Origin of the sequence: Banduia mediterranea, from assembly GCF_031846245.1 — a bacterium.
GTDB lineage: Bacteria > Pseudomonadota > Gammaproteobacteria > Nevskiales > Nevskiaceae > Banduia > Banduia mediterranea.
Genome location: NZ_JAVRIC010000003.1, coordinates 68,998 through 93,262, shown reverse-complemented (window position 1 = coordinate 93,262; position 24,265 = coordinate 68,998). Strand labels below are relative to the sequence as shown.

25 protein-coding genes and 1 tRNA gene are annotated in these 24,265 nt (G+C 64.7%); 14 read left to right on the top strand and 12 right to left on the bottom strand.

The window, feature by feature from the left end; translation table 11 throughout:
• Positions 1 to 5 precede the first annotated feature (5 nt).
• From RM530_RS03080 to RM530_RS03050, 7 genes are all read right to left on the bottom strand, one after another.
• Positions 6 to 503: a CC0125/CC1285 family lipoprotein gene (locus RM530_RS03080; protein WP_311363744.1), complete on the bottom strand. Its 498-nt coding sequence runs from the start codon at positions 501 to 503 to the stop codon at positions 6 to 8.
• Positions 504 to 589: 86 nt separating this feature from the next.
• A complete protein-coding gene (locus tag RM530_RS03075; RefSeq protein WP_311363743.1) occupies positions 590 to 904 on the bottom strand; it encodes a helix-turn-helix domain-containing protein in 315 nt (104 codons plus the stop codon).
• 64 nt (positions 905 to 968) lie between these two features.
• Positions 969 to 1,250, bottom strand: coding sequence for a type II toxin-antitoxin system RelE/ParE family toxin (locus RM530_RS03070; RefSeq protein ID WP_311363742.1), 282 nt, complete (start codon positions 1,248 to 1,250; stop codon positions 969 to 971).
• Positions 1,251 to 1,561: 311 nt separating this feature from the next.
• Positions 1,562 to 2,161, bottom strand: coding sequence for an SCO family protein (locus tag RM530_RS03065; protein WP_311363741.1), 600 nt, complete (start codon positions 2,159 to 2,161; stop codon positions 1,562 to 1,564).
• Positions 2,158 to 2,994 (bottom strand): cytochrome c oxidase assembly protein, encoded by an 837-nt coding sequence (locus RM530_RS03060; RefSeq protein ID WP_311363740.1) that lies wholly within the window; start codon positions 2,992 to 2,994, stop codon positions 2,158 to 2,160. The genes RM530_RS03065 and RM530_RS03060 overlap by 4 nt, the downstream gene beginning before the upstream one ends.
• Before the next feature lie 67 nt (positions 2,995 to 3,061).
• Positions 3,062 to 3,856, bottom strand: coding sequence for an ion transporter (locus RM530_RS03055; RefSeq protein ID WP_311363739.1), 795 nt, complete (start codon positions 3,854 to 3,856; stop codon positions 3,062 to 3,064).
• Positions 3,857 to 3,950: 94 nt separating this feature from the next.
• The gene (locus RM530_RS03050; protein ID WP_311363738.1) at positions 3,951 to 4,442 is read right to left on the bottom strand and encodes a DUF456 domain-containing protein; all 492 of its coding nucleotides are present in this window, start codon (positions 4,440 to 4,442) and stop codon (positions 3,951 to 3,953) included.
• A 66-nt stretch (positions 4,443 to 4,508) separates the two neighbouring features.
• On the opposite strand from RM530_RS03050, the gene RM530_RS03045 reads away from it, so the two are divergent.
• The 3 genes from RM530_RS03045 to RM530_RS03035 are packed head-to-tail and all read left to right on the top strand — an operon-like array spanning position 4,509 to position 8,341.
• Complete coding sequence (locus RM530_RS03045; protein ID WP_311363737.1) at positions 4,509 to 5,432, top strand: histone deacetylase family protein; 924 nt, start codon at positions 4,509 to 4,511, stop codon at positions 5,430 to 5,432.
• Between the two features lie 40 nt (positions 5,433 to 5,472).
• Positions 5,473 to 7,815 (top strand): bifunctional acetate--CoA ligase family protein/GNAT family N-acetyltransferase, encoded by a 2,343-nt coding sequence (locus tag RM530_RS03040; protein ID WP_311363736.1) that lies wholly within the window; start codon positions 5,473 to 5,475, stop codon positions 7,813 to 7,815.
• Positions 7,805 to 8,341, top strand: coding sequence for a protein tyrosine phosphatase family protein (locus RM530_RS03035; RefSeq protein ID WP_311363735.1), 537 nt, complete (start codon positions 7,805 to 7,807; stop codon positions 8,339 to 8,341). Before RM530_RS03040 ends, RM530_RS03035 begins: the two co-directional genes overlap by 11 nt.
• 12 nt (positions 8,342 to 8,353) lie before the next feature.
• On the opposite strand, the gene RM530_RS03030 is transcribed toward RM530_RS03035, so the two are convergent.
• The gene (locus RM530_RS03030) at positions 8,354 to 9,718 is read right to left on the bottom strand and encodes a sigma-54-dependent transcriptional regulator (protein ID WP_311363734.1); all 1,365 of its coding nucleotides are present in this window, start codon (positions 9,716 to 9,718) and stop codon (positions 8,354 to 8,356) included.
• Positions 9,715 to 11,481 (bottom strand): sensor histidine kinase, encoded by a 1,767-nt coding sequence (locus RM530_RS03025; RefSeq protein ID WP_311363733.1) that lies wholly within the window; start codon positions 11,479 to 11,481, stop codon positions 9,715 to 9,717. Before RM530_RS03025 ends, RM530_RS03030 begins: the two co-directional genes overlap by 4 nt.
• A 99-nt stretch (positions 11,482 to 11,580) precedes the next feature.
• Here RM530_RS03025 and RM530_RS03020 point away from each other — a divergent pair, with 99 nt between their 5' ends.
• The 6 genes from RM530_RS03020 (at position 11,581) to RM530_RS02995 (ending at position 16,859) form a co-directional block, all read left to right on the top strand.
• On the top strand, positions 11,581 to 12,696 hold the full coding sequence (locus RM530_RS03020) for a porin (protein WP_311363732.1): 1,116 nt from the start codon (positions 11,581 to 11,583) through the stop codon (positions 12,694 to 12,696).
• Between the two features lie 8 nt (positions 12,697 to 12,704).
• The gene (locus tag RM530_RS03015) at positions 12,705 to 13,205 is read left to right on the top strand and encodes a hypothetical protein (RefSeq protein ID WP_311363731.1); all 501 of its coding nucleotides are present in this window, start codon (positions 12,705 to 12,707) and stop codon (positions 13,203 to 13,205) included.
• Positions 13,206 to 13,426: 221 nt separating this feature from the next.
• Positions 13,427 to 13,825, top strand: coding sequence for a GtrA family protein (locus RM530_RS03010; RefSeq protein WP_311363730.1), 399 nt, complete (start codon positions 13,427 to 13,429; stop codon positions 13,823 to 13,825).
• Complete coding sequence (locus RM530_RS03005) at positions 13,822 to 14,838, top strand: glycosyltransferase (protein ID WP_311363729.1); 1,017 nt, start codon at positions 13,822 to 13,824, stop codon at positions 14,836 to 14,838. The genes RM530_RS03010 and RM530_RS03005 overlap by 4 nt, the downstream gene beginning before the upstream one ends.
• Complete coding sequence (locus RM530_RS03000; RefSeq protein WP_311363728.1) at positions 14,835 to 16,205, top strand: ArnT family glycosyltransferase; 1,371 nt, start codon at positions 14,835 to 14,837, stop codon at positions 16,203 to 16,205. Before RM530_RS03005 ends, RM530_RS03000 begins: the two co-directional genes overlap by 4 nt.
• 45 nt (positions 16,206 to 16,250) lie before the next feature.
• The gene (locus RM530_RS02995; protein WP_311363727.1) at positions 16,251 to 16,859 is read left to right on the top strand and encodes an acyl carrier protein phosphodiesterase; all 609 of its coding nucleotides are present in this window, start codon (positions 16,251 to 16,253) and stop codon (positions 16,857 to 16,859) included.
• Here the strand turns inward: RM530_RS02995 and RM530_RS02990 are convergent.
• Complete coding sequence (locus RM530_RS02990) at positions 16,831 to 17,769, bottom strand: ArsR/SmtB family transcription factor (protein ID WP_311363726.1); 939 nt, start codon at positions 17,767 to 17,769, stop codon at positions 16,831 to 16,833. The two genes, RM530_RS02995 and RM530_RS02990, sit on opposite strands and share 29 nt — an antisense overlap.
• Positions 17,770 to 18,033: 264 nt before the next feature.
• Here RM530_RS02990 and RM530_RS02985 point away from each other — a divergent pair, with 264 nt between their 5' ends.
• Positions 18,034 to 19,698, top strand: coding sequence for a phosphoethanolamine transferase (locus RM530_RS02985; protein WP_311363725.1), 1,665 nt, complete (start codon positions 18,034 to 18,036; stop codon positions 19,696 to 19,698).
• A 72-nt stretch (positions 19,699 to 19,770) separates the two neighbouring features.
• Here the strand turns inward: RM530_RS02985 and RM530_RS02980 are convergent, their stop codons facing one another.
• Entirely contained in the window at positions 19,771 to 20,361 is a 591-nt protein-coding gene (locus RM530_RS02980; RefSeq protein WP_311363724.1) for a hypothetical protein, read from the bottom strand.
• A 967-nt stretch (positions 20,362 to 21,328) separates the two neighbouring features.
• A tRNA-Thr gene (locus RM530_RS02975) sits at positions 21,329 to 21,404 on the bottom strand.
• Positions 21,405 to 21,471: 67 nt separating this feature from the next.
• Between RM530_RS02975 and RM530_RS02970 the strand changes: the two genes are divergently transcribed.
• The 4 genes from RM530_RS02970 to RM530_RS02955 are packed head-to-tail and all read left to right on the top strand — an operon-like array spanning position 21,472 to position 24,257.
• Complete coding sequence (locus tag RM530_RS02970) at positions 21,472 to 22,044, top strand: GspH/FimT family pseudopilin (RefSeq protein ID WP_311363723.1); 573 nt, start codon at positions 21,472 to 21,474, stop codon at positions 22,042 to 22,044.
• A 1-nt stretch (position 22,045) separates the two neighbouring features.
• Positions 22,046 to 22,600 (top strand): type IV pilus modification protein PilV, encoded by a 555-nt coding sequence (gene pilV / locus RM530_RS02965; protein ID WP_311363722.1) that lies wholly within the window; start codon positions 22,046 to 22,048, stop codon positions 22,598 to 22,600.
• Positions 22,597 to 23,571 (top strand): PilW family protein, encoded by a 975-nt coding sequence (locus RM530_RS02960; protein WP_311363721.1) that lies wholly within the window; start codon positions 22,597 to 22,599, stop codon positions 23,569 to 23,571. Before pilV ends, RM530_RS02960 begins: the two co-directional genes overlap by 4 nt.
• Entirely contained in the window at positions 23,568 to 24,257 is a 690-nt protein-coding gene (locus tag RM530_RS02955) for a pilus assembly PilX family protein (RefSeq protein WP_311363720.1), read from the top strand. The genes RM530_RS02960 and RM530_RS02955 overlap by 4 nt, the downstream gene beginning before the upstream one ends.
• Positions 24,258 to 24,265 lie beyond the last annotated feature (8 nt).

The window sequence follows — 24,265 nt, the reverse complement described above, 5'->3', positions numbered from 1 at the left end:
AGGACTCAGTTCGGACGTCGAATTCCTGCTTCGAGGTTGGCCTTCACTTCGGCCGCGCTGAGCGCATCGCTGCGATCTTCCGGCTTGTCGCCTTGGTACATCAGCACATCGGCCTGTGCGCGAAAGTCTTCACCGCCGCCGCCAATTCCGGTGCCGATGCCCAGGCCGAAACCCGTGGAACCGCCGAACGAGCCGAGACCGAAGCTGACGCCGGTGCGCGAGCCGCTGCGTGTGCCGGGTTCTGCCGCGGCGTCCCGCCCGGCGAGCACGAAGTAGTCGTAGCCATTGGCCAGCGTCAATTCGGCGGCCCGGTAGATCAGGTAGTTCTGGACGGTCTCACGCGAGGTCTTGGAACTGCCGACAAAGCTCACGCGGTAGCGATTCGATTCGAGCTTCTGTTCACTGTATCCATAGCCTTGGTCGGCCGGCTGGTACGGCGTGGCGGTCGCGCAGGCGCTGAGCAGCGCGATCAGCCCACACAGGATCAGTTGCTTGGTCTTCATGTCGAACCCTCCTGACAAGTGAAATGAAAAAGCCCGCCGAAGCGGGCTTCTGATAGGGCGTACGCGCTAGAGGTCTTCGGTTTCGGTCAAACTGCGGCAGCGCTCGGCGCCGAGCGCGCTCGGCGTGCTGGCTTGGTGACGATGACGGGCGCCAGGCCGGAACGGCTGGCCATCTTGTGCAGCGCATCGAGGCTGAACTTGCTGAGCCGGCCGTTCACCAAGTCGCTGAGCCGCGGTTGCGTCACGCCCAGCCGTGCGGCGGCTTCGATCTGCGTGACTCGCCAGCCCTTCACGCGCTTCTGCAGGACGGCCATCAGTTCGGCCCGCGATTCCATCAGCGCGGCTTCCTCCGGCGAGTAGAGGTGGTGCCACACACTCATGTTGGTCAGGTCAGCGGTCATTGGGTAAATCCTCATTTGAGGATCTTGTCAGCGCGAAGTCGCGCCACAAGATTCGGAATAACGCTTACGGCCTTTCTCGATGTCGCCGGCGGTCGTAGCGTTCGTTCTTCAGGAAGGCGTGCAACACATAGACCGCTGGCGGAAACTTGGCGAAGTAGAAGACGCGAAACCAGCCATCTTCATCGTTGACGATCAATTCCATGACGCCCGATCCGACCGCGTTCATAGACTTCATAGACTTGAAGCTGTCGGCCGGATCGCCGCGCTGCGCCTTGCTGAGCTGGAAACCGGCGTCCTGTTGCACGGCGTCGGGGAAGTTGCAGAACACAGCCTTGGAGCCCCCCATTCGAGGTTTTGTATCCGGGTGCTTCCTTCCTTGGCTTATTCGTCGGCATGGTGTCGTCCGCGCGCATTATATCAGTGTTGATATAGAAAAGAGTGGCGAAGGTGCAGGGACTCGAACCCCGATCCCCGGCTTTGGAGACCGCCGCTCCACCATTGAGCTACACCCTTGCCGTCGCTGTCCTGCCCCTGCTCTTGATTCCCGCCTGGCGGGGTACGGCATCGATCTGAGCGATCTGTTCGCGGCCGTGGAGCACGGCTCTACGAGGCCAAGCGGGCGGGACGCAAGCGCGTCGCCGCCGACTTCCGAGACGGCTAGCTTGCCTCGTCGAGCAGTTGCCCGAGGTCGTCCTGCATGGCGGCGAGCGGGTCGTCCGGGCGGAACAGCAGACGTGCGGCGCCGCTACCGTCGAATACGTAGATGCCGCTGCTGTGAGACACCTCGTAGAAGCCGGTCTCGTCCGGATCGCCATAGCCGAAGGTGGTCCGGTAGCGCTGTGCCAGTTTGCGCAAGGCTGGCTCCGGGCCGCGCAGGCCGATGACCTGATCGCCGAAATAATCGACGTAGGCATGCAGCTTGGCGACGCTGTCCCGCTGCGGGTCGACCGACACGAACAGCACGCGCACCCGCTCGCGCCGTTCCTCCGGCAAGCCCTGGATCACCGCGCCGAGCCGGCCCAGCGTCACCGGGCAGATGTCGGGGCAGGAGGTGTAGCCGAAGAACAGCAGCCGGATCTTGCCGGCCGTATCCTGCGCACTGGCTGCATTGCCCTCGTCGTTGGTCAGGGAAAATTCCAATGCCGGCATCAGGCCGGCGATCGACTTGGCGTGAAAACCCTCGTCACGCGAGCAGGCCGTCGCCAGACCGAGCAGCAGCATTGCGATGAACGCCAAGGACGGTTTCAGCTGTCTCATTGCACAATTTCCGTGTAGCGAGGGCGGGTGGCGGCATTGCGGCTGTGGCGCAGCAGGCCGGCGAGGACCACGAGCATGCCGAGCACGCTCATCATCGCCGCCGGTATCCAGGTGACCAGGCCACCGATCTGCTGGTCGACGATCGGGCTGAGCGGCCAGGCGCGGCCGCACACGGCGTAGACGTCGAACAGTTCCTGGTCGGACAGGGCGATGCGTGAGCCGATCACGATCTGCGGCGGCGCGATCAGCACCAGCACCAGCAGTCGAACCCCGTAGCCGAAAGGTGGCGCGGCGCCGTTGCGACCACGCTCGAAAGCCCAGAACCAGAACAGCAGGCCGTCCAGCGCCATGCTCCAGTTCATCAGCCAGTACAGGTTCAGATTGAGCATCGCGTCGAAATGCAGCGATGGCGTCAGCCAGAAGGCGATCAGGCCCACGAACAGCAGTGGTGCGACCAGGGGATTCTGCAGCGCCAGATAAAGCCAGCGTCCAGCGCGTTTCAGCGCTGCCGGCAGCGGCCGGGCACGCCATGCCGCTGGCAGGCCGGCGGCCAGCACCGCCTGGGGTTGCGCCAGCGCCAGCAGGAACGGGCCGAGATGGTGCAGGCCCAGATGCTGCAGGCGATGCATGAAGAACATGTATTGCGAGTAGTAGTCAAAGCGGGTCTGCGCCACCACGTACATCAGCACGGCGCCGAGCACGAAGCTCAGCGCGCGGCCGAAGCCGGGCCGTGCGCCTGCGCGCAGGCCGCGCCAGTACAGCAGCAGGGTTCCCCAGAACAGAATCTGGGCGGTCGGTGAGAAATGGGGTGGCAGCAGCCAGCTGATCGGCATCGAAATCGGGAGGGTCGGTATGCGGCCTTGGTTCAGACCGCGCGGTGGTGGAGCGGTTCGGTCGGGCTCAGGCGGAACGGTTACGGCGCAGTCGGCTGTTCTCGCGGCTTTCCACCGAATCGCGAATCTGCGTGAGATTCTCGCGCAGCAGATCGGACACCAGTTCGTCGGTGCGCGGATCGTTGAGCGTTTCCATCACCACGCGATAGGCCGCCCGGACCACCGAACGCACGATCTCATCATAGAACGGAACCCTGCGCAGGCGTCCGGTCTGCGGATCCTCGCGCAGTTTTTCGAGGATCATCTCCTCGACTTCGCCTTCGTTCTCGTTGAGGGCGCGCGCGATGTTGCGGGTGTAGTGGCCGCGCTGCAGCACGATGGCCACCTCTTCGAGCACACCGATGGTGATCGGGCCCTTGATCGCATCGACGAAGCCCTTTCGGAAGCGCGTGATGATCCGGTACGTGAATTCGTCGCCAAAGGCACGATCGGCGGCCTTGCCGAAACGCGACAGCAGCACGATGATGCGAATCACCCGGAACAACCGGAAACCACGGAAGGCCGGACTCGATACGGGGATCATGCCGAGAATTTCGTACCAGTTGCGCAGCACGTAGCTGCGGTCCCAGCCCTGGGCGCGCCAGCGCCACACGAACTCCAGCGCGAACACCGCGCAGATCAGGTAGTCGGTCAATATGATCAATCGGGTGGTCTGTTCGGAAACGTCCCAGAACGTCTCCCAACTGAGCAGGCCGATCGAGGCGATCGCCAGCGCCAGCATCAGCCAGTCGATCAGGCCGATGCGCGGGCGAACCACCTCGGGTGGTGTTACCAGACTCGATGCTTCGGTACTGTTCTGCAAGAGTTTCCCCGGTCTGCGTCGCGACCGGCTACGGTAGCCGCCCGCACGCCGACTGTCGACGCGGGCGCTTCACGTGCGATGATGATTCCGGACTTCAGTAAAGCAGGAACACCGACACAAAGACGCCGATCATCACCAGCGAGATCGCCAGTTTGGCGAGTGCCCCGAGCAGCAGGCCGATCCAGGTGGCGACGCCGACGTTCATCGCCTGCGACAGCCCGCCACGGGCGACCAGCTCGCCGACGACCGCGCCCACGAAGGGGCCGATCAGCAGGCCCGGCAGCCCGAAGAACATGCCGGCGATCGAGCCGATCAGTGCGCCGGTGACGGCCTGCCTGCTGGCGCCGACGCGCCGCGCGCCAAGCGCGCTGGCGATGAAGTCCAGGATCACGCTGAACGCGGTCAGCACGCCCAGAAAGACCAGGGTCTTGGTGCCGACGCGGGCATAGCCGTCGACCCATGCGCCGATCCACATGCCGATGAAGATCATCGGCACGCCCGGCAGCAATGGGTAGATCGTGCCGACCAGACCGCCGCCGATCAGCAGGACCGCCAGGCCCCACCAGAGTATTGGTACGAATTCCACAATCTATGCGCCTTGCTCGCGGGCACGTAGTCTAGGCGATTGACTATTTCAACATTTGGAGACGCCATGCAGGCCGCCTATCTGACGCATCGCGCCTGTCTCGACCATGACACCGGGACGGTTCATCCGGAGAGCCCACAGCGCCTGCATGCGATCAACGACCGTCTCATGGCGAGCGGGCTGGAGGCGCTGATGTGGCAGATTGAGGCGCCGGCGGCAAGCCGCGAAGCCCTGCTGCGCGTGCACGATGCCGCACTCATCGACCGTGTCCTGGCGCCTGTGGCGCAGGGCCGGGACTGGCTGGATGCAGATACCGTGGTCAGTACCGGCAGTGCCGCCGCCGCCTTGCACGCGGCGGGCGCCTGTGTTCATGCCGTGGACCTGCTGTTGCAGAAGCGCGCCGAATTCGCGTTCTGCGCGGTACGTCCGCCGGGCCATCATGCGGAGCGCGCGCACCCCATGGGATTCTGCCTGTTCAACAACATTGCGGTGGCGGCGGCGCACGCGCTGGCCAGCGGTCTGGAGCGCGTTGCGATCATCGATTTCGACGTGCACTACGGCAATGGGACCGCCGACATCTTTCGTGCCGACCCGCGCGTGATGATGTGCTCGACCTATCAGGAAGCCTTGTACCCGAACTGGGCCGGCGACCCCGAGGCGCGCGGTCTGATCGACGCACCCTTGCGGTCCGGCGCCGGCAGCGGGGACTACCGAACAGCCGTGGAGACCGTGTGGGGGCCGGCACTGGAACGCTTCCAGCCGCAGATGCTGCTGGTCTCCGCCGGCTTCGACGCGCATGCCGGCGACCCACTCGCCGATGTCCGGCTTCACGAAGACGACTATCGCTGGACTGCTGCCTGGTTGCGCGAACGCGCCGCCGAACATGCGCAGCGGCGGGTGCTCGCGTCGCTGGAGGGTGGCTACGACCTGCACTCACTGGCGCTCAGCACCGAGGCCTTCCTGCGGCCGTTTGTCGAAGCTTCGGGGTGAGCGCCCGGGCATCGACGCGGCGCAGATCGGACCCCCCTGAATGACGATCCGCAATCTCGACTTTCTGCTGCGCCCTCGGCGGATCGTGATCTGCGGTGCGCCACGTACCGCCAGCCATCGGCAGATACTCGCCAATCTGGAACGCTCGAAGCCGGTGCTGCAACGCTACACCCTCGGTTTCGACCGCGAGGGCTGGGGCAGCGCCCAGGCCGATACCCCGCCGATCGTGGAGCTGGGCATCGTCTTCGAGCCCGACAGCCTGCCGGTTGCCACGCTCGGACGCCTGATCGAAAGTGGCTGCCGTGCGCTGTTGTGGGGTGCCGATGAGGCGCCGTCGCAGGCCGTGCTTGAGGCGGCACGACCGCAACGGGTTCGCATTCTGGGGCCGCGCTCCGGTGGCGTGGCCTGGCCCGGGCTCGCACTCAACGCCACCACCTATGAACAGCCCATCGGCAAGGGGCGGGTCGCCCTGATCGCGCAGTCGTCGTCGGTAGCGGCGGCGGCGCTGGACTGGGCGGCCGGGCGTGAACTCGGCTTTTCATGGGTGGCCGTGACCGGCGGCGAAGCGGATGTCGATATCGGCGATCTGCTGGATACCGCAGCGGTGGATCCGATCAGCCACGCCGTGGTCCTGCAGATGTCGCGCCTCAAGAGCGCGCGCAAGTTCATGTCGGCGGCGCGAGCCTGCGCCCGCAACAAGCCGGTTCTGGTGTTGCAGACCCCGCCGCACGGCATCGGTCTGCGCGATCCGGTGCGCAGCGCCGCGCTGCAGCGTGCCGGTCTGATCGAGTGCGAGGTTCTGGGCGGCCTGTTCGACGGCATCGCGGCCCTGGAGCGATTGCCGAATCAGCAAAGATTTCGCGTCATCGTGGCCGGCAACGGGGCCGGGGTCTGCGCGCTGGGTCTGGCCGCGATCGGTCGTCACGGCCTGCAGTACACCGATCTGGCCGCGTCCTCGCGCACGGCCATCAGCGGCATCTTCGCCGGCACGCGCTTTCTGGCCGGCTCGGTCGATCTGTGCGGCGCGCCGCCGGAATCGATCGCCCGGATCGTGCGTGCCCTGAGCGAAGATCCGGGCGTTGACTCGGTGCTGCTGATGCACAGTCCGCGCGCCGGCCAGCCACACGATCAGACCGCGCAGGCGGTTGCCGGGCTGGGTCTGGGTGCGCGCGTGCTGACCGTATGGCTGGGCCTGGAGACCGCGTTGCAGGCGCGCGCCTACAGCAGCGAGATGACCGTGCCCACGTTCGCGTCGGCCGACGAGGCGATGCGCGCCTTGCGCTATCGCCAGCAGTACCGAAGCACGCAGGAACTGCTGATGCAGACCCCGCCGCCGCTGGATCTGCCACAGATCGACCGCGAGAAGATTAGCGGGCTGCTGGCGGCGGCGGCACGGCACGGCACGGCGATGGAGCCGGCGCTGACGGCGGAGGTCATGAGTCATTACGGCCTGTCGATGGCGGCCGACAAGGCCGATTCCACGCTGGTGGTCGAAGTCGCGATCCTGCGGCATGAGGAATTCGGGCAGTACCTGCGTGTCCGCGGTTCGGCGCTGTGGTCCGGCCGTGGCGCGGCCCATGGGTTTGCGCCGCTGGACCCCTTGTTGGCGCGACGTCTGCTCGAAGAAGCGGGCGTGGTTGCGGCGATGGCACGACGCGGCTGGGACGCCGCGGCCTACGCCGCCGTGCTCGTGCACATCGGCCAGATGCTGGTCGATCAGCCGGCCATCGCCAATGCGGTGTTGCGGCTGGCGCCGGATGCACGAGGGCTGCCGATCCTGTTGCCCGATTCCACCTTGACGCTGACCGATGCGCCGGAGCCGCCCAGGCGCCGCCTCGCCCTGGCGCCGTACCCCGCCGATCTGGCGCAGGGCGTGACGCTCAAGCAGGGGCGGGAATTCCACATCCGGGTGGTGCGCCCGGCCGACGAGACGGCGGTGATCCGCCTGCTGGAACGCAGCGACCCGGAGAACATCCGCCTGCGTTTCTTCGGTTACATCCGCCAGTTCTCGCATGCGATGGCGGCGCGTCTGACCCAGCTCGACTATGACCGCGAGATCGCCTTCGTCGCGATTCCGCGCGGCACCGCGCGCATCGTCGCGCTGGCGCATTTGATCGCCGATCCTGATGCCGGCAGCGCCGAATTCTCATTGCTGGTTCATCAGGACTTCGCGCGTGTCGGCCTGGGCCGGTTTCTGCTGGGTGAGCTGGTCCGCCACGGACGCCGCCAGGGCATTCACACGGTCTTCGGAGAAATTCTCGCGGAGAACTGGCCGATGCTGTCGCTGGCCCGCGCGCTCGGCTTCACGGTGCGGCATGCCCGGCACGACCCAGGTAGCATGCATGCTGAAATTCAGACCGGGGCACCAGCCCATGTCCAGTAATTCCTTGATGGCATACGCCTTGAGCCTGGCCTGTCTGCTGGTCCCGGCGATCCCCACCGCACAGGCCCAGGAGGGCACCGGAATGCAGATCGATCAAATCGATTTCGTGAACATGCGTCATCCCGAGGACGGGCGAGTCAGCGGCGGCCAGCCCACGGCCGATCAGCTGCGCGCGGCGGCGAATGCCGGGCTTCGCCATGTCATCGATCTTCGTCCCGAGAGCGAGGACGCCGGTTTCGACGAGCCGGCACTGCTGCAATCGCTGGATGTGACCTACCGTCGTGTGCCGGTGGCCGGAAGCGTCGGCCTGACGCCGCAGGCGGTCAGGGCACTCGACGAGGCGCTGGCCGACGCCGGCGGCGAGCCGACGATGATTCACTGCGCGTCCGGCAATCGTGTGGGCGCGATGATGGCGCTGCGCGCGCACTGGTTGCACGGCGCTTCCGCCGAAGATGCGCTGAAGATCGGACGTGACTACGGATTGACCGGGATGGAGCCGGCGGTGCGGCAGCTGCTGGGGCAGTGAGCGTGCTGCGACTCAGTTGAGTCCGTACTTCTTCAGCTTGTACCACATCGATCGTTCACTGATTCCGAGCAGCGCGGAGGCCTTGGTCTTGTTGCCCTCGGTCTGTTCGAGCGCGCTGCGGATCATGCGCGATTCCAGGGCTTCGACCGCGTGTTCCAGGCCCAGAGACAGATCCGGCGGCGGCGTCGACGTGCTGCTCGCGCCCGTCACCGGATGGGCCGCCGTCGAAGCGGCCAGCGGAAAGTGCTCGACATCCAGCGTGTCGCCGCGCGTGAGCACCAGGGCGCGCTCGATCATGTTCGACAGTTCGCGGATGTTGCCGGGCCAGGCATAGCGCTGCAGGTGATCCAGGGCGCGCGGCGTCAGGCGTGCGCGGCGGCCGCCATGTTCGGCGACGAAATGCTCGACCAGCAGTGAAATGTCGTGCGGATGTTCGCGCAGCGGCGGCAATTCGATCGCGAATACGTTGAGGCGATAGTAGAGATCCTCACGCAGTCGCTGATCGCGTACCGCGTCCTGCGGGCGGCGGTTGGTGGCGGCAATCACGCGCAGGTCCAGTTCCAGGGTGCGGTTGCTGCCGAGCCGCTCCACGGTCTGTTCCTGGAGCACGCGCAGCAACTTGGATTGCAGCGCGATCGGCATTTCGGTGATTTCGTCGAGAAAGATCGTGCCGCCGTTGGCGAGTTCGAACTTGCCGACGCGGTCGCGTACGGCGCCGGTGAACGCGCCCTTGTCGAAGCCGAACAGTTCGGCCTCCATCATGTCCGCCGGAATCGCCGCGCAATTGATCGGAACGAACAGGCGATCGCTGCGCTCCGACTCGCGGTGGATCGCGCGAGCCACCAGTTCCTTGCCGGTACCGGTTTCACCCAGGATCATCACGCCGGTGCGCGTGGGGGCCACCTGCTTGATCTGTTCGTAGACCTGGCGCATCGGCTCGCTGCTGCCAATGAGTCCGCCCCAGCCGCGGTCGAGTTCCTCGCGCAGAAACTGGTTCTGACGCAGAACCTCGCCGGCGGCGAATACCCGCCGGATCGCGAGGTTGAGTGCATCCACATCGAAGGGCCTCAGCAGGTAGTCGAAGGCGCCGAGCTTCATCGCTTCGACCGCGCTTTCCACCGTGCCGTGCGCGGTGATCACGATCACCGGCACGTCGTTGCCGCCGGCGCGCAGCTTTTCGAGCAGACCGAGCCCGCCGAGCACCGGCATCTTCAGATCGCTGATGACGAGGTCGGTGTCGCGGGTGTCGAGAAATTCGAGTGCCGCGACGCCGTTTTCGACGCTGTCGGTGCAATAGCCCATGCGCTGCAGCATGATTTCCAGCACGCGCCGCATATTGGTTTCGTCGTCAACGACGAGGACGTGTTTGTTGCTCATGACTCCGTGGCCTGAAGCGGCAGGACCATCTCGAAGACGGCGCCGCCGCTGATGGGTGCATCGAGTATGGTGACAGAACCGCCGTGTGCCTCGACGATCTGACGCACGATCGCCAGGCCCAGGCCGGTGCCGCCTTCACGCTGATACACGAAGGGATCGAACAGTTGCTCGCGATACTCCGGATCGATGCCGGGGCCGTTGTCGGCCACGGCGATGTGCAGGCCATCGTCCTGCATGTGTGCACTGACGTCGACCTGACCACCCGCATCCAGAATCTGAATGGCGTTGAGCAGCAGATTGAGCAAGGCCTGGGTGAGTTGCTCGGCGTCGCATTCGATTTCCGGCAGTTCGTCCGCGATCCGCGTGCGGATCGTGACGCCGCGTGCATCGGCCTGGTTGTTCAGCAGTTCCACACAGCGGCGCACCAGCCCACCCGGCGCGGTCGGCGCCAGCTGCAGCGGGCGCGCCCGTGTGCTGTCGAGCATCGACGACACCAGGCGGTTGAGGCGTTCGGTCTCGCTGGCGATGAAACCCACCAGCTCGCGACCTTCGGGACTGATTGCGGGCTCGCGTTCCAGCACCTGTGCGGAGGAGCGGACGATGCCCAGCGGTGTCCGAATCTCGTGAGCCATCACCGCCGACATTTCGCCCAGCGCCGCCAGCTTCGACGCCCGGATCAGCGCTTCACGCGAGCGTTCGAGGTCCTCGACCATCTGCACGAAGGTATCCCGCAGCCGCCCGATCTCGCCGCCGGAACCGGGCGGCGGGGGCGTGGTGCGTCCGCTGAGGATGAAGCCGCGGGTGTAGTCGGTGAGCGCGGCGATGGGCCGCGACAGGCGGCTGGCCACGGCCGAGGACATCAGCACGCAAATCGCGGCGATGCCGGCGATCAGCGCGGCGAACACCAGACTCATTCGATGGACCGGTTTGAGCGCCTGACCGAGCGGTTGCAGCACCATCGTGGTCCAGCCGAAGCCGGCGAAGTGCTCGTAACCCTGCGAGCGGTCGATACCGACGATGATCTTGCCGTCGATCAGCGGGGCACCATCGCGCAGCATCACTGCGGCGCGGTTGCGCGGAGTCACCCAGTCGCGCAGCGAGGCGGTCACGGCGCGCGGCGCCAGCAGCGACGAGGCCGCGATCACGCGACCGTCGGCATCGGCGACGATGACACCGCGCCGATCCTCCGCGGCCTGATCGAGCAGACCCTCGATCTGCGTCCAGTCGAAACGCAGGACCAGCTCGCCGAGTTCACCGTCGCTGAACTGTGACGGTATGCGAGTGCGGATGGTGAAGGTGGCCGGTCCACCCGGACGGTCGCGCTGCGGGCGTTCGATCCAGACCACGCCGCCGGGAAGCTTTGCCTGCAGCCAGGCGTATGACGAGGGCTCGACGCGGCCGATCTGCCCGGCGTCGCTGGATGCCAGCACACGACCGTCTGCGTCCACGCAGTAGATCAGGTTGTAGACGCCGCCGTAGCGCTGTTTGACCTCGCCGAGGAACGCGGACACGCGTTTGTCCACATCGTCGATGCGAAGATCCTGCATCACCTGCAGATGATTCCAGGTCACCGCGTTCTGCAGGCGCTCGAACAGCATGCGGTCGATGTCTGCGGACACGGACTCGGCGCGGCTTTGCAGGTTGCTCTCGATCTCCTGCTGCATCGAGGCTCGCATCTGCGAGAACGACAGCGCCCCCAGAGCCAGCGCCGGCAGCAGGCTGATCGCGAGAAAGGCGAGCAGCAGCGTCTTGCGTATCGTCACCGTGCCGGGATACCGGTGGCGATCGCGCGCGGGTGCCGCGTAGAGTAGCGCCGCTTCTGGCTGTCCATGCTGGGGCTGGGGACCGGAGTGGTTTGAATCATGAGTGACTCGAAAATGATAGCGCTACGGCGGCGGCAGCTGTGGGCGGCGCTGTTGGCAGCTGGTCTGGTCTGCGCGAACGTTCAGGCGTTCGCGCAGACTGATGCCGCTGCGGACGAAGTGCCGGTTCCGACGCCGCAGCCCGAGCTGCCCCAGAATTCCGACAATCGCTTGGCGCGCGGTTATACCGTGCCGGGCACCCGTGCGCGCATCGGCGGTTACGGCGAAGTCAGTTTCATCGACGAGAACGACAACGCCGAGCGCTGGCGCGCCACGCTGGACAGCATCAGCCTGTTGCTGAACTGGGACGACGGCGCGCGCTGGCGCTTCTTCGCCGAGGTGGAGCTGGAGGATTCCTTGATCCTTTCGCCCGGTGACAGCACCACCGACGAGGCCTACGTCAGCCTCGAACGGCTGCATGTCGACTACACGCGGTCGGACTTCCTGCAGCTCAGGGTCGGCAAGTATCTGACGCCGATCGGCCGCTGGAACCTGATCCACGCCGCGCCGCTGGTCTGGACCACCTCACGGCCGCTGATGACCGATTCCACGTTCCCCACCAATGCGACGGGCGCCATGATCTTCGGCGTGGTGCCGCTGTTCCACCGTGCGATCGACTATTCGATCTATGGTTCGATCGGGGAGGAGCTGTTTCCCAATCCCGAGCTCGACACCTTCAAGGAAGCCTATGGCATCCGCCTGAACTACTCGTTCGATGTGCATACGCAGATCGGCACCTCCTTCGCGTCGTTCGAACAGGAACTGACGCCGGACGAGCGCAAGGAAATGTTCGGCGTGGACTTCGTTTGGAAATATCACCGTTGGGAACTCCAGGGCGAATGGGTTTATCGCCGCCTGCAGCAAGCAGCGGAACGCGCCGATGAGCGTGGTTACTACGTGCAGTTGGTGGCTCCGCTGAGCGAGCGCCTGTACGCGGTGGCGCGCACCGAATATCTCAACAAGGTCGATTTCGACCGAGGCGTGCATCTGCAGATCGGTGGCCTCACCTGGCGCTACAGTCCGGCGTGGGTGTTCAAGGCCGAATATCGCTATGCCGTCGAGAACGATATCGGCGTGGACGAGGGTCTGCTCACGTCTTTCGCGGTTCTGTTCTGAGCCGCGCAATGCGAAACGCAAGCATCCGGATGAGGCGCTGGCTGGCCGGCTTATGCCTGCTGGCGGCGATGGCGCCGCTGCATGCCGAACCGGTGCCGATCGCCGTCATCGTCGCCGCCGAGCATGCCCGCGAGGCGATCGACCCCGACGCTCTGACTTTGATCTATCGTCGCAAGCGTCTGCACTGGGCGGACGGCAGCCGCATCGAGCCGATCAACCTGCCGGCGGATCATCCGCTGCGTCTGCGTTTCTCGCGCACGGTGCTGGGATTGAAACCCGAGCAGATGCAGGATTACTGGAACGAAATGTACTTCCAGGGCGTATCGCCGCCCTACGTGCTTGCCTCGGAGGCAGCGATGCTGGCCTTTGTTGCCGCCACGGCCAATGCCATTGGTTATGTCTCGGCCTGTCACGTCGCCGGTGATGTCAGCGTGCTGTTTCTGCTCGACGAGCGCGGGCGGCGTCTGCCCTTCGAGACAGTGCCTCCATGCGCGGACCCGGCTCCGTGAGCACCGCGGAAAACCCCGCAAGAATTGTCGACGCGGCTTGCAAGCCTGCATTTCCCGGAGGGAGGCTCAGCGCCTCGATTTAGTAAAAATAACCGTAAAAACAAAAAGTTGAATCGATGATGCCGGGCCGCTTCACGCTGGCACTGCGATTGCCATAGAGCCGTCAGACCCGGGCGAAAATCCTCGCCCCATTCGGACCGCAAGCTTTCATGGCCCCAAACATGGCATCCCTCGGCGCGAATGCCGGCGCCGCCGGCCCGCGTCACCGCACGGCTGTCGGCCGGTATCTGAGCGTATCGATCGCCGCGACCGTTGCGCACTATCTGGTGTTCGCCGCGCTGCTCCGGTGGAGTGGTCCGATTGCGGCGACCGCGCTGGGCGCGCCGGCGGGCGCCGCGCTCAGCTACCGACTCAATCACGCCTGGACCTTCGGCCGTCGCGGCGGACATGCGCGCGCACTGCCGAGATTCGCGATCACGGCTTTGGCTGTCGCACTCGGCAACGCTGCGCTGCTTGCCGCGCTGGCTCCGCGGATCGGGGCCTGGCCGGCGCAGATTGCCGCCACGGCCAGCGTATTCCTCGCAGGCTTTCTGGCGAACCGGCATTGGAGCTTTCGATGAACGCGCGAACCCCGCTGGTTGCGCCGGTCGCCGGCTTGCCGCGCCCGGCACGCCCCAGTCTTTGCGTGGTGGTGCCGGTACACAACGAGATCGATGTATTGCCGTTGTTCCTGGAACGCCTCGGTGCAGTGTTGACGATGCTGCCCGTGGTGCCGGAAATCCTGTTCGTCGACGATGGCAGCCGCGATGGCAGCCTTGCCTGGATCGAACGGGCGGCGGTGACGGATTCGCGCATCGGCCTGCTGCAACTGTCGCGCAACTTCGGCAAGGAGGCGGCAATGACCGCCGGGCTCGACCATGCCGAAGCCGAAGTCGTCGTGGTCATGGACGCCGACCTGCAGGACCCGCCGGAGCAACTGCCACGCATGCTCGACGCCTGGTTTCAGGGTAATGACGTGATCGTCATGAAACGCCGCTCCCGCAACGGCGACAGTCCGGGCAAGCGCATCGCGGCAGCCGCGTATTACCGCCTGCTGGCGCGGGTCGGGGAAATTCCGATTCCGGTCGACGTGGGCGACTTCCGACTGATGTCGCGGCGCGCGGTTCTGGCCCTGCGCACGCTGCCGGAGCGCAATCGCTACATGAAGGGCCTGTTCGCCTGGATCGGCATGCCGCAGGTGCAACTCGAATTCGAACGGCCGGCGCGTGCCGCCGGCAACACGCGCTGGCCGCTGATGAAACTGATCGGACTGGCTGCGGACGGCCTGACCTCGTTCTCGGTATTGCCGCTGCGCTTTGCCGGTGTCGCCGGCATGCTGGCCGCCTGCTTCGCACTGGTGATGGCGCTGGTCTATGCCGGCAAGACCGTGTTGTTCGGCGAATCCGTGGATGGCTTTCCGACGCTGATCGTTTCGATCTTCTTCATCGGTGGCCTGCAACTGTGCGGGCTGGGCATACTCGGCGAGTACGTCGGGCGCATCTACACCGAGGTCAAGCAGCGCCCGCTGTATCTACGGCAGTCCTATCGCCCGGCGCGGCAGCAGTCGGATCGGCTCGAACGCCAGTCGGTATGATGCTGTTCCCAAAGACGGCGGCGCGTCGCTACGCGCTCGCCGCGATCGCGGTGCTGGCGCTGCGCCTGCTGAGCCTGCCGCTGTATCCGCTGACCGACACCACGGAGGCGCGTTACGCGCTGGTGGCGCGACTGATGGCGGATTCGGGCGACTGGATCACGCCGTGGTTCGCGTCCGGCGTTCCGTTCTGGGGCAAGCCGCCGCTGCTGTTCTGGGCAACCGGCGGACTGATGCAGCTGTTCGGATTCGGCGAGTTCACGGCGCGTGCAGGCACTTGGATTCCCAGTGCTTTGCTGGCCTTGCTGACTGTGGTCTGGGCGCGCCGTCGTTACGGCGCCAGCATCGCCAACCTGGCGTCCCTGATGCTGGTGTCGGGTGTGCTGTTCTTCGTCACATCCGGTTCCGTGCTGACCGACAACTGGCTGGCGCTGGGCCTGGGATTGATTGTGGTCGGCAGCTTCGAGTGCCATCGATCCAGCGTGATCGCGCTGCTGACGATCACGCTGGGTGTGGCCATCGGAATGCTCGCAAAAGGGCCGCTGGTGGTGGTGCTGGGTGGTCCACCGGCCTTGCTGAGCGCATGGCTGCTCGGCAGCAAGCGTTTCAGAGCAATCGGCTTGCTGTGCCTGGCCTGTTTGCTCGGCGGGCTGCTGACCGTGCCCTGGTACCTTGCCGCGGAACTCAAGACGCCCGGTTTCATCGACTATTTCATCGTCGGGGAACACTGGCGTCGCTATCTTGAGCCGGGCTGGGCCGGCGATCGCTACGGCAGCGCGCATCTTCAGCCGCTCGGCAAGATCTGGCTGCTGGCGATTCCGGCGTTCCTGCCGTGGCTGCCGCTGGCTCCTCTGGCCTGGCGGGGCCGCCGCGAGGACCTCGAGGGCTGGTTGCTGTTGGCCTGGGCGCTTTGGCCAGCGCTGTTTTTCACCGCCGCGCACAACATCCTCTCGACCTATCTGCTGCCGAGCGCGATGCCGCTGGCGGTGTGGTTGTCACGTGGGCTATGCGCTCGGCCACAGCAGAATTCGGGGATGCTATTGCTGATGTCGAGTGTGGCGCCGCTGTTGCTGTTCGCCGCCATGCTGGTCCATGCGTTCGGTGGCTTCGCCTTGCGATCCGAGCGCGATCTGATCGCGCAATGTGATCGATACCCGGGCCCGCAACGGCCGGTCTTCTTTACGGATGATCCACCGTTCTCGGCAAGGCTGTACGGCGGCGACCGGGTGCACCCACTGAGCGGCGTGGTCGCACCCCCCGAAGCTGCGTGCTGGGCGCGGCGCAAGCGCGACGTGGATGCGATTGCCGGTTGGCATCCGGTGTTCGAGGACAAGCGCTACCGCCTGTGGATCCGCCGCGAACGCGAGTGACCGTTCCGAACAGCGTGGCGTCGGTATCGCATCCTACAATGGGCCATGAACTTCCTCGCGCATCTGCTGCTGACGGACGAGGCCGGCCTGCCGCTGGAAGGCGCGCTGCTCGGCGACATGGTGCGGGGCAATCTGGAGGGGCGCTTCACCCCCAACCTGGAAGCATCGATTCGTTTGCATCGCAGCGTAGATGCGAGCACCGATGCACACCCGGATGTGCACGCCCTGATCCGTGAATTTCCGTCACCGAAAAGACGCTATGCGCCGGTGATCGTGGACATGCTGTTCGATCACTGCCTGGCCCTGGACTGGTCCCGGTACAGCGAGGAGCCGCTGGAGCAGTTCACGCGCCGGGCCTCGCTGGCCCTGGCCGGGGCGGCCGATGCGTTCCGGGACGCAGGGGGCTGGGTGCCGCAGCCCTGGCTGTTTCAGCGCCTGTTGCTGTCCTATCGGCGCGAGGCCGGTCTGGACCGTGCGCTGCATCGAATTTCACGGCGATTGAAGCGGCCGGAAGGATTGATCGAGGCGAGCCAGGGCTGGGCCGGGCATATCCAGTCGGGGCGGCGGACGCTGCCCCTGCTGATGGCTTCGCTGCGCGAGGTGGCGCGCGCGGCCGCCACCGAAATCAGCCCGGCCGACGCGCCAGTGCGGTGAGCACCTCGAAGTAGGGCGGGCGGTTTTCGCGCGAACTGATCTGACAGCTTTGCACCTCGAGCCCGGCGTCGCTGAGCCAGGCGCGCAGGGTTTGCGGCGTCACGCCCAGATTGACGTGGTCGTAGGCTTCGGCGGCCACGGAATGTTCGTGCTGGTTCAGCGCCGTGACGATCAGGCAGCCGCCCGGTTTGAGTACGCGCGCCGCTTCGCCGAGCACGGTTTGCGGCGCCTGAGCGAACGCCAGGGCATGCATCAGGAACACTTGGTCGTAGGCGGCGGCCGGCAGCGGCAGGGCATGCATGTCCGCCCGGATCAGACTCACGCGGTCCACGGCCTGAAGGCGTTTGGCGGCCGCATCGAGCACCGCGGCGCTGACGTCGATGCAGGTGATCGAGCGGGCCTGGCCGGATAGCAATTCCGCGAGCACGCCGTCGCCGCTGGCGATGTCGAGTACATCGCCGAGGTCGAGCAGGGTGATCAGGCCGCGCGCCGTCGCCTCCCAGGTTCGCCCCGGTGAGTAGTGCAGTTCCATGCGTCCGGCCACGGTCTCGGCCCAGGACTGGCCGGCGTGGCGGGCGCGAATCACCTGTTCGGCGTGTTCGAAATCCAGTCCGGCCTGCACATCATCGATGCGTTCGCGCAGCAGCGCCCAGACCTGGGCGGCCGGGTCGTCCGAACCGATCGGCTGCGCGCAGTAGTACGAGGACGCGCCGACCCGGCGGTCCCCGACCAGCCCGGCGCGACGCAGCCGCGACAGATGCGTGGAGACCCGACTCTGCGCCAGGCCGGTGACGTCGGTCAGCTCGGCCACGGTGAGCTCGTGGCGTTCCAGCAGCAGCAGGAGTCGTAGGCGGCTGGCATCGGACAGCAGACGGCACAGCGCGGTGCTTTGGTCCAGGGAGAAGGGCATCCGTCGATTGTAGGCGGCGGGCGTTTTCGGCGCGATAAGCCGCTTACGGCGTATCGGCCCGCGCGAGCATCCCGTCGCGCAGCAAGTGTCGACTTTTCTTGCACCTTCGACATTTCATGCGGCGGTGGAAGCGGCCGAATCCGAACCGAGAATCTCAGATAATCGTTGCTGAAACAATCAGATGGCGCGAGTTCGGGATGTGGCGTCCGGCTGGCACTGTCGCTGCGCTGTCTGCCTGTTCCCCACAGCAGACCGCCAGCGTCGATGTTCAATACCGAGACAGTTCGTGACACCCGCACCGCCGAGCGTAGCGAGCGCGTGCCGATTCGTGCAGGGCGGCCGGCCGCAGCGGTCACCCTGCTGTGCGCCCTGTTCGTGGTGATCTTCGACAACTTTCACTTCTGGGCCTCGCTTTACCGCGACACGCCGCCCGAGTCCATGGAAGCAGTGGCGATGTACGGCATCGTCTTCATCGCCCTGGTGATGATCTACAACGCGCTGTTTTCGCTGCTGGCTCTGCGATGGCTGCTCAAGCCGATGCTGAGCCTGATCCTGATGGTCGCGGCGGCCTGCGCATATTTCATGGATGCGTTCGGCGTGATCATCAACGATTCGATGTTGCGCAATGTGTTGGAGACCGATGCCGGTGAGGCCGCCGAACTGCTGTCGCCACGGTTGCTGATCTATCTTGGCCTGCTCGGTGTATTGCCCTGCGTGCTGCTGTGGCGCACACCGATCCGCCACGGTGCTCTGAGCCGCGAAGTTCCGCTACGTCTGATCACGGCGATACTGAGTCTGATGATCGGTGTCGGCGTCTTATTCACGCACTACAAATACATCTCGTTCGTGGCGCGCCAGCACAACGAGCTGCGTTACCTGCTGAACCCCTACTATCCGGTATGGTCGGCGCGCAAGCTGTTGCCGAGTCGCGAAGCGGCCGCTCCCGATCCGCGAGGACGGACCGCGACGCAGGCAGCCGCCACGGTCACCGCCAAGCCGACCGTACTGGTGCTGGTGGTCGGCGAAACCGCGCGCGCCGCCAATTTTCAGCTGAATGGCTACGCGCGGACCACCAATCCACGCCTGTCGGACGAGCCGTTGCTGATCAACTACACCCAGGTCACGAGCTGCGGAACGGCGACGGCGGTGTCGGTGCCCTGCATGTTTTCCCGCCTGCCGCGCAGCGAGTTCAGTCACGACAAGGCCAAAGCTAACGTGGACTTCGTGCAGGTACTGCAAACGGCTGGCGTATCGGTCTACTGGCGCGAGAACGACGGTGGTTGCAAGGGCGTCTGCGTCGGCACCGATTTTCAGGATCTCAGCCATGGTGTCGCGCCCGATCTGTGCGATGAGGATGGTTGCCAGGATGGCGTCATGATTCGCTCGCTGAGCGCGATCCTGGATCACCTGCGGGGCGATACGCTGATCGTGCTGCATCCCCAGGGCAGCCACGGCCCGGCCTACTATCGCCGCTATCCGGAGGCATTCCGCCGCTTCACGCCGGATTGCCGCACGCAGCAGGTGCAGACCTGCAGCCAGCCCGAGATCGTGAACGCCTACGACAATACGATCGTCTACACCGACGACATCCTGGCCGAGGCGATTGCGCAGTTGCGTCGCCGCGCGGACAGCCTGGATACCGCGATGCTCTATTTATCCGATCACGGCGAATCGCTGGGGGAGAACGGTCTGTACCTGCACGGCATGCCCTATTCACTGGCGCCGGCCGAACAGACACATGTGCCGTTCATGCTGTGGCTGTCGCCGCAGCTTGAAGCCCATGCCGGCCTTCGGCGTCACTGTCTGCTGGGCAACGCCGATATTTCGTACTCGCACGACAACCTGTTTCACTCGGTGCTTGGCTTGTTCCGTATCCGGACGGATGCCTACGAACCGGAGATGGATATCCTGGAAGAGTGCCGGGGCTAAGGGCGCGTGCTGTTCCAGGCAAAAACAGGCCGGGCTGATGCCCGGCCGTTCTGCGCTGCCGGAAACCGGGGCTCAGCTTTCGCCGGACGAATCCTTGGGAGTTTCCGTTGCCGGTGTCATAGACGGTTCGGCCGGCGCCGCTGTCGGCATCGGTGTTCCTGCGCTTGGCGTCGCGCCGGCCTTCTTGGCTTTGCTGGTTGCCAGCGCGGCGCGCGAATTCGGGGAAGGCTTTACGCGAGTGGGACGCTTGACCACTTTGGTGGGCGCCCTGGTGACGGTCTTGGTCGGCATCTTGACTGGCGCCTTGGCGACGATGGCCTTCTTCACCGCGACCTTGGCCGGAGCCTTCTTGGCCACGACCTTCTTCGCTGCCGCCTTTTTCACGGCGACTTTCTTCGCAGGTACCTTCTTGGTGGCCAGCTTTTTGACGATGGCTTTCTTGGCGACCAGTTTCTTGGCCGGAGCCTTCTTGGCTGCCGCCTTCTTCGCCACGAGCTTTTTGACTGCGGCCTTCTTGGCGGCGGCTTTTTTCGCCGGGGCCTTTTTCGCGACGGGCTTCTTGACGACCACGGCAGCTTTCTTTGCGGCCTTGGCAACAGCCTTTTTCGCAGATTTTGACGATTTAAGCGCTTTCGAGATTTTGTCGCGTGCTTTTTTCAGCATGAATGTGCTCCCTCGGAATAGTTCAGAACTTCGATCATTCAGTGCGCCGCCGCCCTAGCGGCGAGGGTAAGCGCGAAACAATCCCGACCGGCGAACACACCGCAGAACGCTCGTCTCAAAAAGTGACTCGCGGGTGCTGCGCCCATTGATCTCCCTCAGAATCCCTGGGCGGTACGAGTGATTGCAGTGTATGCGGCGGAAAATCCACTGTAAAGCGCAGAAAATACAAGAAATCCGACACTTGTCCACGCTCCGGAGTATTTTCCGATCCCCAAATGAGTCTGAACGCATCGATGTGTAGCGATGAGTCAGGCGGTAGCGCGGGATCGCGGTGAGAAGGAAGCGAAGAGCGTATGGCGTGCGGTGTTGAGGCCTTGGGTGGTTTGGGAATCGGACATGGTCCTGGCGGTGTTCCGGAGGTGCGCGGGCGTGAGGTCGGGCTTGAGCTGGGAGACGATGTCTGGGATGGCGAGCAGTCGGTCGCAGGGCGTCATGATCCGGTTTTTCGGGTAGCGCTTTTGGATCTAGCCCTTGGCATCGCGAGTCTCCACGGCAAAGGCGCAGGAGTGGTGGAAGCTCATAGGGCTTGAGGTACCGGCGCTACAAGCAGAAAAGACACCCCACCGAGCAGTGCAAGGCGCTCAGAAAATCCCAGGATGGGCACGGCCTACGGCCTTTGCCCATCCTCTCCCAATCGATGCCACAAGCACAGTGGGCGGTGTCCTTTCGGAAAAGGCGCATGCGGGCCGGGCGACTTCGAGCCCACGGGCGAAATCAACGGTTCAACCAGATGCGCGCAGCACGACGCTGCGGTGTCGGCCGAAACACGCGTTCCGCCTCGACGACGTTCAAACGCCCGGTACAATTCCGCCACGGATATGGCAGGATTCACGCTAATCGGAAATGGGGGATTTTTCGACCGACTGGGCCGTCAGATTCACTAGCGCACAGCGTGCGACAATCAATGTGGTGCCGGCGGAGGGAGTCGAACCCCCGACCCACGCATTACGAATGCGTTGCTCTACCAACTGAGCTACGCCGGCCCTAAAAGAGGGCGCGAAGTATACGCAAAGCGGATTTGAAATACAGCTTGGGGAACTGGGACGAGAAATGGGCGGTATCGGCAGCTGGGGGACAATGCAGCGCACCGCAGAAGACCGGGGTTTCACCCTGATCGAAATGTTGGTGACGATCGCCGTGCTCGGCATCCTGGTCGCTGCCGCCCTGCCCTCGATGATCGATATCGTCCGAAACAATCGCGCTTCATCAGAAGTCAACGCCCTATTGACCATGATGACACTGACGCGTAGCGAAGCCATCAAACGCAACCAGTCCGTGACGGCGTGCAAGACCGCGGACAGCCTCAGCTGCAGCACGACGGCCACCTGGGCGGACGGTGTGCTCGTCTTTTTGGACACGGACGGGGACGGTACTTATGACAGCACCGCGACCGGCGTCGACGAGGAGACGTTGATCGCCGTCGAGTCGCCGCTCGCACCGCGCAGCAAGGTGAGCTGGAATGGCGGAAGAAACATGATCGTGTATGGGTCGGATGGTCGCGCGAGTCCGTTCGGATCCTTTTTGCTGACGCCCAACGGGGAATCGGCAGCGACACGCAAGCTGACGATCAACTGGATGGGACGCCCATCGGTATGCACGCCGGACGCCAGCGGGAATTGCTGACATGCGCTTCCCGAACCGAAGTTTTCGATCGGATTCTCGCGGCGTATCGATGATTGAAGTACTCGTTGCGATCGTGATCATCGCGATCGGTTTGCTCGGGATTGCCGCACTCCAAGGCTCTGCGCTCCAGAACAACTACCTGTCGATTCAATATACCCAGGCGGCGCTTCTCGCCCAGAACCTCTCGGAAAGCATGCGAGCCAATCGCGAGGGGGTTCTGCAGGATGACTACGCTGTCGCTGCCGGGGTCACGCCCAACAGCCCCGCCACCGATTGCGCGCTGGCGAACTGCAGCCCGACCGAGCTCGCCACCTGGGACCTCGACCGGTTCGATACCGCCTTGCGGGCGATCAACGCCAACAAGCAGGTCAACGCCCCGGTTGCCCTGGCCAGCGGAACGTTCAGCGTCCGCTGTTCCGATACCCCGTGCACCGACAACAGTCCCAGAGTCATCACGGTGTATTGGGACACCGAACGCAGCGACGCCAAGGAATATGATTGCGACCCGGACAGCAGCGGCAGTCTTCGGTGCTTTCGACTGATTCACATTCCATGAGGCGATCAAGCGCTTTGGGTTTGTCGTTGATCGAGCTCATGGTGGCCATGGTGCTCGGCCTGCTGCTGATCGCCGGCGTGATCGAGATATTCGTACAGAGCAAACACGGCTACCGCGTGCAGGAGAGTTCGGCACGCATGCAGGAATCCGCCCGGTTCGCGCTCGACGCCCTGGGCCGCGATCTTCGTCATGCCGATTTCTGGGGCGGCGTCGATGTCGCCGGCCAAGCCGCCTTGCCGCCCGAATTGATCTCCGACAGCGCTGCCCCTTGCAGCCTGAGCTGGTTTGCCGATTATCGCTACGGCATCGGCGGCTATGACGGGGCCGCCAGCTCGCCGCTGCCGACTTGCACGGTGTCGAGCTATCAGGCGCAGACCGATGTGCTGGTGATCCGCCACGCCGACCCGAACAATCTGATCGACGAATCCAGCTTCGTCTCGGATCCAGCCGACGAGATGCCGGCCCTGCTGTTCAGAGGGATCGTCGGCCGCGGCGGGCTGGTATTCGCACCTGCGCAACGAAATGCGGCCAAGGCGGCGCTGTCGGGAGACCAGTCCAACGGCGTCTTCAACTATGGTGTGCGAGGGGCGGCCTACTACATCGCAACATTCAAAAGTGGCGGGGTCGATCGGCCAACGCTGTACATCAATGCGTCCGACACCTCGAATTCGCAACCGCTGGTCGAAGGTATCGAACAACTGCAGATCGCCTACGGCCTGGATACCGACAGCAACGACATCGTCGACCGCTACGCCGCCGCGAGTGCGCTCGCCACGGCCGACTGGGCGCGGGTCATCAGCGTGCGGGTGGGCATCGTCGCACGCGGCGATACGCGCGACGCACGCGACGCGGATACGAACGTTTATGCCATGCCCGGGGCGTACGACTTCACGCCCGCGGCCAGCGAACGGTTCTATCCAAGAAAATTGTTCGTTCGCGACTTCCAGCTGAGGAACAGGACACGCCAATGAAGCATCGCGCCCGAGGCTTTGCCCTGTTCACGGCCCTGATTCTGCTTGGGGTGCTGGCGCTGGTCGGCGTGCTGGCCTTGCGCGTGTCCGGTCTCGAACTGGACATGAGCACCAATCAGGTGCTGCATATCGAGTCCTTCGAATCCTCGGATTCACCCCGGCTACTGACAGTCCCGGCCCTCGAGGCGCATATCTTCAGCCGGGGCTGGCCCAGGACGGTGGACCCGGACAGCGAGATTACCGACGGGGAGTTCGACTATGACCCGCTGATCAGCTGGATCAAGGCGGGCTGGTACACCGTCGAGCCGGACAAGGGCGGACGCCCGCGCCAGTGGTACCTCGGCAACGAGGAATGCGGCGGCGCCGCCAGCTGCATACTGAAGCAGGACGCGTTACAGACCGATGCACGCTACGAACGCTCGGTCACGCTCTCAGGACAGGATTCGAGCAACCCGATCCGGGTCCACAGCGACATGGCGGTATTCAAGGTCCGAACCGACCTGGCGCCGGGCGCCGGCGCCGCGATGGTCGCCGGCTACGAGGGAACCGGCAAGGCGGCGGCAGCCAGCGGCGGAAACATTTTCTTCCTGATCTCAAGCCGTGGACTGGACAGCACCCCGACAGCCGGCAAGTCCGAGGCCGCAACCCGAACGTCCGCGATGTATCGTCACGTCATTAGAAATTAGGCATCGAA